The organism is Pseudomonas sp. 05N431, from assembly GCF_056397005.1.
Window position 1 is genome coordinate 1 of record NZ_JBFTMN010000025.1, and the last position, 12,280, is coordinate 12,280.

At 57.3% G+C, this 12,280-nt stretch carries 12 protein-coding genes; 6 read left to right on the top strand and 6 right to left on the bottom strand.

Annotated elements, in window-relative coordinates; translation table 11 throughout:
• Nucleotides 1–372: 372 nt before the first annotated feature.
• Together AC1DIG_RS27030 and AC1DIG_RS27035 are read right to left on the bottom strand one after the other, a co-directional pair.
• Nucleotides 373–585, bottom strand: coding sequence for a hypothetical protein (locus AC1DIG_RS27030; RefSeq protein WP_477769756.1), 213 nt, complete (start codon nucleotides 583–585; stop codon nucleotides 373–375).
• Between the two features lie 198 nt (nucleotides 586–783).
• A complete protein-coding gene (locus tag AC1DIG_RS27035; protein WP_477769757.1) occupies nucleotides 784–1,827 on the bottom strand; it encodes a GlxA family transcriptional regulator in 1,044 nt (347 codons plus the stop codon).
• 105 nt (nucleotides 1,828–1,932) lie between these two features.
• Between AC1DIG_RS27035 and AC1DIG_RS27040 the strand changes: the two genes are divergently transcribed.
• The 6 genes from AC1DIG_RS27040 to AC1DIG_RS27065 all read left to right on the top strand — a co-directional run bounded on the left by AC1DIG_RS27040 (nucleotide 1,933) and on the right by AC1DIG_RS27065 (nucleotide 7,504).
• Entirely contained in the window at nucleotides 1,933–2,574 is a 642-nt protein-coding gene (locus tag AC1DIG_RS27040; protein ID WP_477769758.1) for an HD domain-containing protein, read from the top strand.
• A 108-nt stretch (nucleotides 2,575–2,682) separates the two neighbouring features.
• On the top strand, nucleotides 2,683–3,564 hold the full coding sequence (locus AC1DIG_RS27045) for an NmrA family NAD(P)-binding protein (protein ID WP_477769759.1): 882 nt from the start codon (nucleotides 2,683–2,685) through the stop codon (nucleotides 3,562–3,564).
• Nucleotides 3,565–3,659: 95 nt separating this feature from the next.
• Nucleotides 3,660–4,280, top strand: a complete 621-nt coding sequence (locus tag AC1DIG_RS27050; RefSeq protein ID WP_477769760.1) for a glutathione S-transferase family protein — start codon at nucleotides 3,660–3,662, stop codon at nucleotides 4,278–4,280.
• Between the two features lie 182 nt (nucleotides 4,281–4,462).
• Nucleotides 4,463–5,515 (top strand): sensor histidine kinase, encoded by a 1,053-nt coding sequence (locus AC1DIG_RS27055; RefSeq protein WP_477769761.1) that lies wholly within the window; start codon nucleotides 4,463–4,465, stop codon nucleotides 5,513–5,515.
• Nucleotides 5,512–6,165, top strand: coding sequence for a response regulator transcription factor (locus tag AC1DIG_RS27060; protein ID WP_477769762.1), 654 nt, complete (start codon nucleotides 5,512–5,514; stop codon nucleotides 6,163–6,165). The genes AC1DIG_RS27055 and AC1DIG_RS27060 overlap by 4 nt, the downstream gene beginning before the upstream one ends.
• 136 nt (nucleotides 6,166–6,301) lie before the next feature.
• Entirely contained in the window at nucleotides 6,302–7,504 is a 1,203-nt protein-coding gene (locus AC1DIG_RS27065; protein WP_477769763.1) for an NAD(P)/FAD-dependent oxidoreductase, read from the top strand.
• Between the two features lie 119 nt (nucleotides 7,505–7,623).
• Here AC1DIG_RS27065 and AC1DIG_RS27070 read toward each other — a convergent pair whose 3' ends face one another.
• The 4 genes from AC1DIG_RS27070 to AC1DIG_RS27085 all read right to left on the bottom strand — a co-directional run bounded on the left by AC1DIG_RS27070 (nucleotide 7,624) and on the right by AC1DIG_RS27085 (nucleotide 12,260).
• Complete coding sequence (locus AC1DIG_RS27070) at nucleotides 7,624–9,057, bottom strand: mechanosensitive ion channel domain-containing protein (RefSeq protein ID WP_477769764.1); 1,434 nt, start codon at nucleotides 9,055–9,057, stop codon at nucleotides 7,624–7,626.
• A 446-nt stretch (nucleotides 9,058–9,503) separates the two neighbouring features.
• On the bottom strand, nucleotides 9,504–11,090 hold the full coding sequence (locus AC1DIG_RS27075) for an MFS transporter (RefSeq protein ID WP_477769807.1): 1,587 nt from the start codon (nucleotides 11,088–11,090) through the stop codon (nucleotides 9,504–9,506).
• A 19-nt stretch (nucleotides 11,091–11,109) separates the two neighbouring features.
• The gene (locus AC1DIG_RS27080; protein WP_477769765.1) at nucleotides 11,110–11,538 is read right to left on the bottom strand and encodes a DoxX family protein; all 429 of its coding nucleotides are present in this window, start codon (nucleotides 11,536–11,538) and stop codon (nucleotides 11,110–11,112) included.
• A 68-nt stretch (nucleotides 11,539–11,606) separates the two neighbouring features.
• Nucleotides 11,607–12,260, bottom strand: a complete 654-nt coding sequence (locus tag AC1DIG_RS27085; RefSeq protein ID WP_019690853.1) for a hydrolase — start codon at nucleotides 12,258–12,260, stop codon at nucleotides 11,607–11,609.
• Between the last annotated feature and the right edge of the window lie 20 nt (nucleotides 12,261–12,280).

Below are 12,280 nucleotides of genomic sequence, written 5' to 3' on the forward strand. Positions count from 1 at the left end.
GGCTGCGTTCGGCTGCGAAGCAGTCGTGAGTCCGGCTGCCATGGTGTACCTGACACACCGCGATTGCTGAATTTACGGCTGCTTCGCAGCCGAACGCAGCCTTCGGCAGCTGCTACAGATCGCATTACGGCTTAAATGAACAGCATTACACTCATTGAGTGGCGTTTTTCTGTATTTGGAGCGGGATACGAGACTCGCATCTAGCGTCCGACCCATTGAAATCTATGGGGCTTCTTCTATTCCTGAAGCAGGAATGAACTTGATTCTGGACTTGTTTATCCTGCGGCCTGGGGCAGGAAGGGTCTTGTTGCGGCGGCTGAAGTGTCCTTCGGCGTAAAACGTCGATTGAAGGTCAAACCGCCGATAAAGCGCTCAGTGATCCGTAAGGAAGTGACGGACATCATCCTCGCCGCTCAGCGTTCCGTGAAAATGGACGATCTTCGCGTCAGGGGTGAAGGACTCGATCATGCCCTCCAGATCCCAGGTCTCAAACAACCAGTTAACACGATTGACGTAATCCACTGCGCTGGCGCGCATTTGCGCATCAATCTCGCCAACTGCGATTACTTTGGGGAAGAAACTCATCTTTGCCTCCTGTGCTAGACGGCACCGGGCACTCGGTTTCGAATGCGACACTACTCAGCGTCGAACGCCAAGTCGCAAGCGACCGAAGGCCCTGCTGATGGTTCGAACACGCACTCGCGACGTTGAATCAGGAGCATAGTTCTGGTGCCGCTGAAAGGCTATTTGCAGATCCGGAAAGCTCATGACCATTGCACCTGCCTAAGCGGGCTCGTTAACGGGTGCGAAACGTTGTGCGTACTCCTTTGGGCTCACTCCCATGCGTCGCACGAAGGCTTTTCTGAGCACATCGACACTGTGGTAGCCGCACCGGCGCGCAATCTCTTCCATCGACCGCCTTCCCAGCTCGATTTGCCGACAGGCCGCTTCGACCCGGACGTCCTCGACGTACTTCGCAGGCGTTGTCTTGAATTCGCGCTGAAACATGCGAATCAAGGTCCTCACACTGGTGGCGAGCCTGTCTGCAAGTATCTCGACCGTAAGCTCCGTATGTAGATGCTCACTGATCCATACGCATAACTCATCCAGGCTCGAACCTGTCGCATGCTGCGACTGGAGTGCGACGCTGAACTGTGCTTGACCGCCTGGACGTCGCAGAAACAGGACCAGATTTTTCGCGATCTCCAAAGCGATGTCGTCACCCAGGTCTTCGCTGACCAAGGCGAGCGCAAGATCGATTCCCGCCGATATGCCTGCCGAGGTGTACAGGTTGCCGTCTTTGATCCAAATCGGGTTGGGATCCACCCGCACGTTGGGATAGCGATCGGCCAGGCTGCGTGCCATCCGCCAGTGGGTGGTTGCCTTTCGACCATCCAGAAGCCCTGATTCGGCCAAGGCGAACGCCCCGACACAGATCGAGCACACGCGCCTGACAGTCCTGGCTCGCGTGCGGATCCACTCGATGGCGGTCTGATCCAGCTGATCCATGGCTTTCCAGCCCGACGTCACGATCAACGTGTCGATGGCCTTGTTTTCAAGACGCTCCTGTTCAAGCGTCTTGTGCGCCAGAAGTGCGATGCCGGTGCTGCTCTCCAGGTGTTCATTGGCACCCGCACAAACGAGTTCGAGTGCGTAGGGAGCAGAGTCACCGCGGTACAGATTGTTGGCATAGGCAAACACCTCTGCCGGGCCGATCACATCAAGCGAATCCACGGGCGGCAAACCCAGAATCACCACTCGTTTTTGCGCCACACCGATAAAGGAATGATTTGATTTCGTCGTAACTCTCACCGCGATCTCCCGCATTGACCCGACACGCACATTGGCACAAATCATCTGAAAATAGTCAATTTGGCCAGTCACGCCTATTTAGAATGAACCGCAAGCCAACTTCATCCCCCGGAAGCAAACATGAGTACACCTGTCATTATTGGCGGCTTCAGCGCTCCAGGCTCCGAGCTCGCTCGCAAGGCCTCCTTCCTCGTCGAACGCGTTCACTCGACAGTGCTCCTGCACCATGTGCATCGCACGTGGTGGTTTGCTGAATTCCTCGGTCAGCAGCGAGGCCTGAAATACGACCGTGAGGCAGTCTATCTCGCCGCCCTGCTGCACGATCTGGGTCTGACGTACGAATTTGCAGCCGACCAGCGTTTTGAGGTCGACGGCGCCGACGCTGCCAGCCGCTTCCTGGTGGAAAACGGTTACCCGGAATCGAAAGCCGAGCTGGTTTGGGATGCGATCGCACTTCACTCCAGCGCCGGCATCGCCGACCGCAAACAGCCAGAGATCGCCCTGATCTACATGGGCGCCCATGTCGACGTGATGGGATTACGGCTGGAAGAAATCACGCCATCGCTGGTCGAGGATACGCTGGCCCTCTACCCCCGTATTGGAATGAAAGCCGCGTTTACCCAAGCGGTCGCCGAAGTGGCGAGGAAGAAACCTCACACGGCGATTGGCACCGGGCTCGCTGATGTCGGACGTCGTCACGTGCACGGGTTCAATTGCCCGAATGTGTGCGACCTGATTGATCACGCGCCTTTCGATAGCTGACTGCGGTGCCGCCAGATGGCACTACTGCGCAACATTCGTGAATTGGTAACGCCTGATACGTGATATCGGCGCGAGCAATGTGTGTTCCTTTACTTTGGAGTATTCACCATGCAGCAACGTAAATACCTCATCACCGGCGCTACTGGAAAAACTGGCGTCTACACCATTCGCCACCTTCTCAGCGCAGGTCATGCGGTTCGGGCTTTTGTGCATCAGGAGGACGAGCGCAGCGCAGCGCTCCGGAACGAGGGCGCCGAAATAGTTGTTGGCGACCTCCTTGAACATGACGACATCGTTCGTGCGATGGAAGGGGTCACAGGCGCCTACCTGTGCTATCCCGTGCGTCCTGGCTACATTCAGGCGACTGCCTATTTTGCAGATGCCGCCCGGCGAGCCGGCGTCGAGGTTGTGGTGGAAATGTCGCAGATTTCCGCTCGTGAAGATTCATTGAGTCACGCCGCGCGCGACCACTGGATCGCGGAGCGCGTACTCGACTGGTCTGGAGTGCCCACCGTCCATATCCGCCCGACGTTCTTTTCCGAGTGGTTGATCTTTCCGTGGGTGCTTGATCAGATCGTGAAGGAGAACAAGATCACGCTGCCATACGGTAGCGGACGACATGCGCCCATCGCCGCTGAAGACCAGGCGCGACTGATCGCCGCCGTTCTCACACAGCCGTCTGGCCATATCGGGAAGACCTATCCGCTGTACGGCCCTGTCGAGCTGAGCCATCAGGAGATTGCCGACGAAATCAGCGGTATCACAGGCCGCACCATCACCTACAGCCCTTCGACCCTGGAAGAGTATCGCCAGCATCTGGAGACCTACGATCTGCCGGAGTTTGTGATCCAGCACTTTCTCGCAGTCGCGCTCGATTACCAGAAAGGAATCTTTAGCGGTGAGGACGGGGTTATCGGCGAAATCACCGGACAAGCGCCTCAAACGGTGGCTGACTTCGTACGCGCAAACCGGCAAGCGTTCGAGAGGTGAGCATTCGGGGCGTATGCGCTTGGTCTTGAAGACATACGCATACGCCGCGTCTAAATTGGTATTCACTCAATGCCGATGTTTCCAGGGAGTGCCTGATGAACCCCAAAATAGAGCTGTATGGCGCGCATACCGGCAACAGTCTGAGGGCTGCAATAGCCTTGGAAGAAGCAGGTATCCCCTACGCCGCGCGGAAACTGAATTTGCAAGCGAATGAGCAACGCGACTTGTCGTACCTGGCGCTCAATCCGGCAGGAAAGGTCCCGACCCTGGTCGACCATACCTCGACACCCCCGCTGATCATTAACCAATCAAACGCAATCATTCAGTTCGCTGATGCAAAAGCTCCCGGTCGGCTCGCACCCGCGCACAGTGGACCACAGCGCGACCGGGTGTTTGATCGCTACTTCTTTTTCGTAACGGACGTCATCGGGCCCAGCCACGCGGCATTTTTCCTGCGCCAAGCGGGATTCATTGATGCGGCCACAGTCATCGATCTGCGCGTCATTGAGCAACTTGTTTATGCAGAACGGTTTCTTACCGACGACTTTATGGCCGGAGATCAATTCTCCATGGCAGACATCTCTGCTTTCACCATTGCGGCATCACTTCGTGACCGGCTGGATTGGGCTGTACTTGCGCGCTTATCACGCTGGTTCGACGCGATCGAAGCCAGGCCCGCAGTACAGCGGGGATTGAAAGCGTTCCAGGATCACTAAGCGCTACCCCGCAGACCTTATTGTGTGCGCTAGTTCGGTGAGGTACGCCCCCGGCCTCTCAACCTGAGCGCCTTACGTCATTTAAAACACAGTAACGACACAGGCTCCTGGACAAATATCCAAACAAAACTCAATGGAAACCCAAGGCGTCGGCAAAGCATTCGGTCCGGCTGGCAAGCAAAATGCCTGCATCGATCGCCCTTATGCCGTTCATGTCACCGCCAACGAAAAAGCCTGCCAGTGAACGTACCCCCCTCTTGAAAGGTACCTACTGCACGATGCTGTACAACCTGGGCAAAGGGACCTCTCGCCCCTTGATGTTTTCAATCAACGTAGTGAGCGTGGTCGCCCCGCTGTGCATGATGTCGCTGACGGCGACGTTCCTCTACCAGGGAGGCTATCAACACTGGGAATCGACCACAGAGTTTGTACGCAGCCTGAGCGCGCTAGCAGCAATCACCTTGCTGGCACTACGTAGCCAATACGCCGAAGAAGCGCTGCTCCGCGCCCAGGCCCAATTGGCCCATGTCACACGCGTGAAGTCCTTGGGCGAACTGGCAGCCTCCATCGCCCATGAAGTGAGTCAACCCCTCACGGCGATCATCAGCAGTGGTGAAGCCTGCCGCCATTGGCTCGATCGCCCGGTCCCGGACCTGGGCGAAGTACGCCAATCACTCGAGCGGATCATCACCTGTTCCAACCGGGCGAGTGAGATCACCCATCGGGTCCGGGCGTTGTCTCGCCAATGCGATCCGCTACGCCAGGAAGAGTCGCTCAATGACATCGTTCAACAGACGCTGGACCTGCTCCAATGCGAATTGGCACAGCGCAAAGTCTTTCCGAAAGTCGATCTCACAACCGTCACTGACCTGATCAGCGCCGATCGCGTGCAGCTGCAACAAGTCATCATCAATCTGATCCTAAACGCTTGCCATGCAATGGACGCGGTCGAGGTCGGTGAACGAACCCTCTGCATTCGGACTTGGGTAAAAGACAACGAGGCCGTACTGGAAGTGGCCGACCAGGGCTCGGGGATACCTGTCGATATCCTTCCTCATGTGTTCACAGCGTTCTTTACCACTAAAGAAAACGGTTTGGGCCTGGGACTTTCCATCTGCCGATCGATCATCGATTTTCACAATGGGCGTATCTGGGCAACCGCCGCAACGGGCAAGGGCAGCGCCTTCCGGTTTGCATTACCGGTGCTGGTCCCCCGCGAAACGAGCCAACAATGAACGCAGCCTCCCCCACTGACCAAACCACTGACAGCGAGCCATTCGTCTTCATCGTGGACGATGACGCGCCACTACGCGAATCGCTCGGAAGCCTGTTGCGCTCACTCGGTTTGCGGGTCGAACTGTTCCATTCAGTTGCAGAGTTCCTGCACTACAACCGCCCGGACGCTACCAGTTGCCTGGTGCTGGATGTGCGGCTGCAAGGCAGCAGTGGCCTGGATCTTCAGAACGACCTGGCCATGGCCGGCATCAACCTGCCGATCGTGTTTATAACCGGGCACGGAGATATCGCCATGACCGTGCGAGCAATGAAGGCCGGAGCGGTGGACTTCCTGACCAAGCCTTTTCGTGAACAAGACCTGATCGATGCGGTTTACGCCGCCCATGCACGGGACCGGCGGCATCGAGAGGCCGAGCGTCAGACCGATCATTTGCGTCAGCGCTACGCGACACTGACAGCCCGTGAACAAACAGTCATGGCGTTGGCCGTTTCAGGCTTGATGAACAAACAGACAGCCGGGGAAATAGGCTTGAGCGAAATCACGGTCAAGATACATCGAGGCCAGGCCATGCGAAAAATGGGGGCACGCTCATTTGCCGATCTGGTGCGGATGGCTGCAGCTATTTCAGTTCACCCTCCCACCCGGTAACAGGCGTCATTCAATACCTTGGTATACAGACGTCATACTTCGTCATGCCTCGACTGCCCCTATGTAGAAGTGCTCCAGACCGTGCGCGTGGATAACATCCCCCGAAGTCCAAGCGAACACAAACAGGAGCAACTTAATGAAAAAGCAGATATTGATTATTGGCGCAGGGTTCGGTGGAGTATGGAGCGCCTTGAGCGCTGCCCGTTTGCTGGACAAGCACAATCGTCATGACGTCGATATCACCGTTCTCGCGCCTCAGGCCGAGCTGCGGATCCGCCCACGCTTTTACGAGGCCAACGTGCATACCATGACGGCGCCCCTGAACGACTTGTTCGACGCCGTGGGGGTGAAATTCGTGCGGGGCTCGGCCAACGTCATCGACGAGAAAAACCAACAGGTCAGCTACAGCGACACACTGGGCCAGAAAGGTCAGTTGAGTTATGACCGGCTGGTGCTTGCCACGGGTAGCCATGTCACTCGCCCTGCCGCCGAAGGCATGACCAAACATGTGTTCGATGTCGACCAGATCGAAGAAGCCACTCGCCTGGAAGACCACATCAACTCGCTGAAGGATTTGCCCGCCAGCGTCGCCCGCAACACGGTAGTGGTCGCAGGTGGCGGTCTGACCGGCATCGAAACGGCGACCGAAATGCCTGCGCGTCTGCGCGCGGCCCTGGGCAATGACACCGATATCCGAGTGATCGTCGTGGACCGCAGCCCGAAAATTGCCGCCGCCATGGGCAAAGAGCTGAGCCCCTTCATTGCCGAGGCGTCAGAGCATCTGGGGATCGAATGGGTGCTCAATGCAACCGTCGCCTCGGTCGATGCCAATGGCGTAACCCTGGCCAATGGTCAGCGCATCGAATCCAACACCGTGATCTGGACCGTTGGCTTGCGTGCCAGTCACTTGACCGAACACGTGGACGGTACGCGTGATCATCAAGGCAGGCTGCATGTCGATCAGCACTTGAAGGTACGCAGTCAAACGGCGGTGTACGCCGCTGGAGACGTTGCCTATGCCTCGACCGACGCGGTGGGCAACTTCGCGGTGATGTCCTGTCAGCATGCCATCTCCCTGGGCCGCTACGCTGGCAACAACGCGGCCGCGGACCTGCTCGGCGTGGAGCCGATTCCTTACAGCCAACCCAAGTACGTCACTTGCGTCGACCTGGGCACTTGGGGCGCGGTGTTCACCGAGGGTTGGGATCGGCAGGTAAAACTCATCAAGCACGAGGCAAAGGAATTCAAGACTCAAATCAACACGGTGTGGATTTATCCGCCCGCTGCTGATCGTGCCTCGGCGCTTGCCGCCGCCGACCCGCTGATCCCGGTGGCCTGACGCGCAAAAACGCCTGTCAGGCATTCCTGTCCCGGCCAGCGCTCTCCTTGCTGGGCCGGGCATTTTCCGAGCGCCCGCCCACGTTTTCCGGCGGGCGTTTTTTTCTCAAGCAAGCCGTTTCAGCGTCTTTGCAACAGCCAGTGCAACAATCCGCTTTTCTTGGTCTGTGCAGGTTTTTGCATGACGATGGCCTGACGGATCCCCTGGCGCTGATCCTGAAGGTTGCTCAGGGCAGACTTCAAATCGCCGGGGTGTTTCAACTGATTGTCGAGCACCGCTTTTTCAATCCGGAAATACCGGCCACTGGTGATACTGCGAAACTCTCCTCGCGATGGGCTTTCGGCGAGCACCCCCTCTTCGCCCATAACCTCCCCCGGCCCGATACGCATGGCCTCAAGCAGTTTTTCACCGTCGTGAATCGAGACCGAAACCACCCCGGTACTGATAATCATCAGGCCATCGGCAACCTCGTCGAAAGCCAGGAGCACCTCATTGGCCTGATAGTCCACCGGAGTCATTTCGCCGGCGAGACGATCACGCTCATCGTTACTCAGTGAGCGGAAAATACGCACGTCCTCCAGCAACTGGCGTTGACGGTTCCAGGGCTGGCTGTCCTGATCGGTGTCCCAGGAAACACCTGTGGCTTCGAGATGACGATGGGCGAGATCGAACATCAGATTGCACACTTCGGTCTTGTCTTGTTCCAACGCTATATAGCCCTTGAGTTCGTACTCGGTGTACTCAAGATGGGAACTCTTTATCGAGACTTTAGTGGAAAACTCCGGTAACAACGCCTGAGTCCCGCGCAAGGTTTTTTCCAGGGCATCGATCACACGACGCGGACGTACGCTGCTGGGGACCGTAATGGTCACACTGACCCCCTGTACGTCCCCGGGACGGCTGAAATTGATAATGCGTGCTTTCGCTGCCACGGAGTTGGGCACCACCGCAATGGCGCCCATATCCGTGATCAGATGCGTCGAACGCCAGTCGATCTCGACCACTTTGCCCTGGGTGGCATCAATGGAAACCTGGTCCCCCAGTTGGTAAGGCTTGGTGGTGTTGATCACGATGCCTGAAAACAAATCGCTCAATGTGCTCTGCACCGCCAGGGCGATCACGATAGCCATCGCCCCGGAAGTCGCCAGCAAGCCCTTGACCGGCAACTGCAAGACATAGGCCGCGGCGCCGATAATGCCGATCAGGAATATCACCGCCCCCATCAGATCGTAGAGCAACCGGGCGTTGCGACCGGCGCGAGACATCAGGCCATTGCCCAGGATCACCGTCAGTACTCTGGCCGCAAACAGCCACCAGCCGATGCCCAACACCGTGGCCATCAGGTTCAGTACCGGATCCTCCGGCCAGAGGGGGGGTTGCAAGGGGCTGATGCCGACAGACAGCATGACCCAGCAGAACAACACAAAAATACCGACGCGCACGCACATTCGCAGGTTACGCCGTGAGGGACCAATCAACTGCCAGAGCGCCAGTTCAATCAGAATCAGGGTGATAGCGCTGATCAGCGGGTGAGCCTGCAGGAGTGTGAACATGAGTGACTTCTCCAGAACCCTGTATGCCGTGCACGGATTCAGTGAACAGGTGACGATCTGCGCGCGCTCCTCTCCATCAATAGACAGATTAGCGTTCAGGGGAGAAAAGCCGCGACAGCCGTTGGAAGCGTTGGACGGATGGACCTGAGCGGCCGTTTTTACCCATCCAGCTGACAACGCACTTTAAGTCGCACACCCGCACCAGGCACTCCTACTTCAGTGCTAGCGACTCATACCCTGGTATGAAGGGCCTGGCCCGCCTATGTGTTGGCGCAACCCATTTATTCCGGCAGCCCCGCTTTGCGCAGACCATCCACCAGTGTGGCGAGATTTTCCGGCCGGTGGATCGCTAGCCATTCAGTGAGATTGGACACCGTGTCTAGTCCTGAAATAGGTTTACACCTGTTTCACCCCAACGCCCGGTGCATCTGCGCGGAACTAACCCTTCAGCCTTTGAGCAGGTGCCGAATACGTACAGGCTTTCCAGCGATTTGAAAGCGCCGGGCGGCTGATTCGATTTTCAACTCGGCGCGAGTGACTCGACTGTGATGGCGTAGATGATCGTGCCAGGACTCGTCAAAAAACAGCTCTATCCACCGTTGCGGATTTTCGGTGTCCTGCATCAATTGCCAGGAAAAAGAACCATTGCGCTGGCGCATTCTGCGCACCTCTTCCATGGCCTCTTTGAAGGCATCGGCGTGCGCCGTGTCAATCTCGTACTCGACCGTGATCATGACTGGCCCACGTTCACCATCGGCATCGACACTCAGCAACGGTTGAGGCCAATGCAGCGAAGGAGCGAGGTCTTCTGCGCTCAGCGCGGGCAGTTTGAACCACCGGCCCAGCGCTACTCCCGCCACCATGATGACGGCGGCAAAACTCAGCGATATCGAGATCGAAAGCCAGCTGGCGATCAGCCCCCATACCACACCGCCCATGGCCATGCTGCCAAAGAACGTCAGAATGTAGACCGCCAACGCCCTGGCCCTGACCCACGCCGGTACCGATGTTTGCGCAGACACCTGAAGGCTGGACAATACCGCGATCCAGGCAGCACCACTGATGAGCATCACCGGGATAAGCAGATAGAAATCCCGAACCCATGCCAAAGCCAGCAAGACTGCCGCATAGATAAGGCTGGCCGATGCCACCAGCAAATTGACCGCAATATGACGACGAATCAGGGGCAGAAACATTGCGCCCGCGACCGCCCCGATCCCGACGCAACCGAGCAAGATCCCGAATTGCTCAGCGCTGCCCTTCAACTCACCTCGCACAATCAGTGGAAGCAACGACATGCCGGCGCTTGCGCCGAGAAAGAACGCCAGGGCACGCACCATGACTCGCTGCAGTTCGCGTGAGCTACGGGCATAGCGCCAACCCACACGGATAGCGCCAAACAGCCGTTCTGCCGGCAATACGGACGGTTGTGGCGTACGACGCCACAAGGCGAGCACCGCGATAACGCCAAAGAAAGACAGGGCGTTGACGGCAAATGTCGCCCATGGCCCTACCAGGCTGATGATGATGCCAGCGATGGCCGGTCCGAGTGCGCGGGCAACGTTAACCCCCACACTACTAAGCGATATCGCGGCGGGCAGATCACTCGCTGGAACCAACTCGGGTGTCAACGCTGACCATGCTGGCATGGTCAGCGCTGTTCCAACCCCCATGGCCAGCGTAAACAGGAGTAAAAGCGGCGCGCTCATCAGGTTCGCAAAGGTGATCAAGGCGAGCGCAAGTGCAATGACGGCCATCCCTGTCTGGACAGCCAACAGGTAACGCCGTTTGTCGATGATGTCGGCCAACGCGCCAGCGGGTAGCGCTAGAAGGAACATGGGAGCGGCACCCGCTACCTGCACCAGAGACACCATGAAAGGACTGGCCGACAAGGAGGTCATCAGCCAGCCAGCACCCACTTCATGCATCCACGTCCCTATGCTGGAGGCAATGCTGGCGAGCCACAGACTGCGAAACAATCCATGACGAAGCGGCTGCCAGGCCGACGTTGTCGGTGGCTGCTCATTGGTCATCGTACTCACCCGTCTCTCCTTACAGTTTGCTCAGGAGTGGCCAGCGATGCGACAGACTCGTACCCACTGCCAATTTTCCAGACCCGCCGACAAGAATCGTCGAGAAGATGATCAGCAGCAGCCAGGCGAACTGGCCCTCGGCCAGGCTCCACTCGGGATGAACCCAGAGAACCGAGACAACCAGCAAAAAGAGCACAGGCAGTGTCGCAAGGCGCGTCAGAAGTCCGGCTGCGATGAATATCGGACACAACACTTCCGCGAAAATTGCCAGAGACAAAGTCAACCGAGCCCCCATGCCAAACGGGTCTTCGATCAACGTCAGTTCGTGCTCAAAATTGAAAAGCTTAGGCAATCCGTGCACCAGCAACAGCATCAGTACACCGGTGATGCGTAGCCAAAACAGCGCCGCGTCCGCTGCAGTCGTCGTATTCATATCAGATGTGGACATGTTCCATTGCTCCCCACCGCTCGCCTGAGTACGCCTCTTCCCTTATGAAGGAAGAGGCGCAATTCAGATCAGTGACCTTCCGATGCGTTAAACATGGTTTTGGCATAAATCAAACCAAGACCATAAGCGCCGCCGTGAGCGATAGAGGTTTTCACCGTTTCGTTATAGGTGTCGCTGCGAGCCCAGTCACGTTGCAGTTCAAGGAGGTACTGGAGAGAGGTCATCGGACGCGCACCGGCTTGAATCATGCGCTCGATAGCGCGCTCATGAGCCTCATCCGAAACGTCACCGCACGCATCGCAAATGATGTAGACCTCGAAGCCTTGTTCAAGCGCCGAGATTGCAGGGCCGACAATGCAGACCGAAGTCCAGAGACCGGCAAGAACGATTCGGTCGCGACCGATCTTGTTCACGGCGACGGCAATTCGCTCGTCTTCCCAGGTGTTCATGCTGGTGCGGTCAATCAGTTCCTGACCGGCAAAAACCGAGGTGATTTCTTCAAACATCGGGCCCGAAAAGCTTTTTTCGGCGACGGTGGTAAGAATGGAAGGAACGCCAAACTCCTTCGCTGCCTTGGAGATCAGTGCAGCGTTATTGCGGAGTGAAACAGCGTCGATGGATTTGGTCGCAAATGACATCTGCGACTGAAAGTCGATCAGGATCAGAGCGTGGTTGCTCGGATTGATCAGACCTTTACCTGGTGCTGCTTTTGCGGTTGCCATAACACTTCTCCGGATATGTT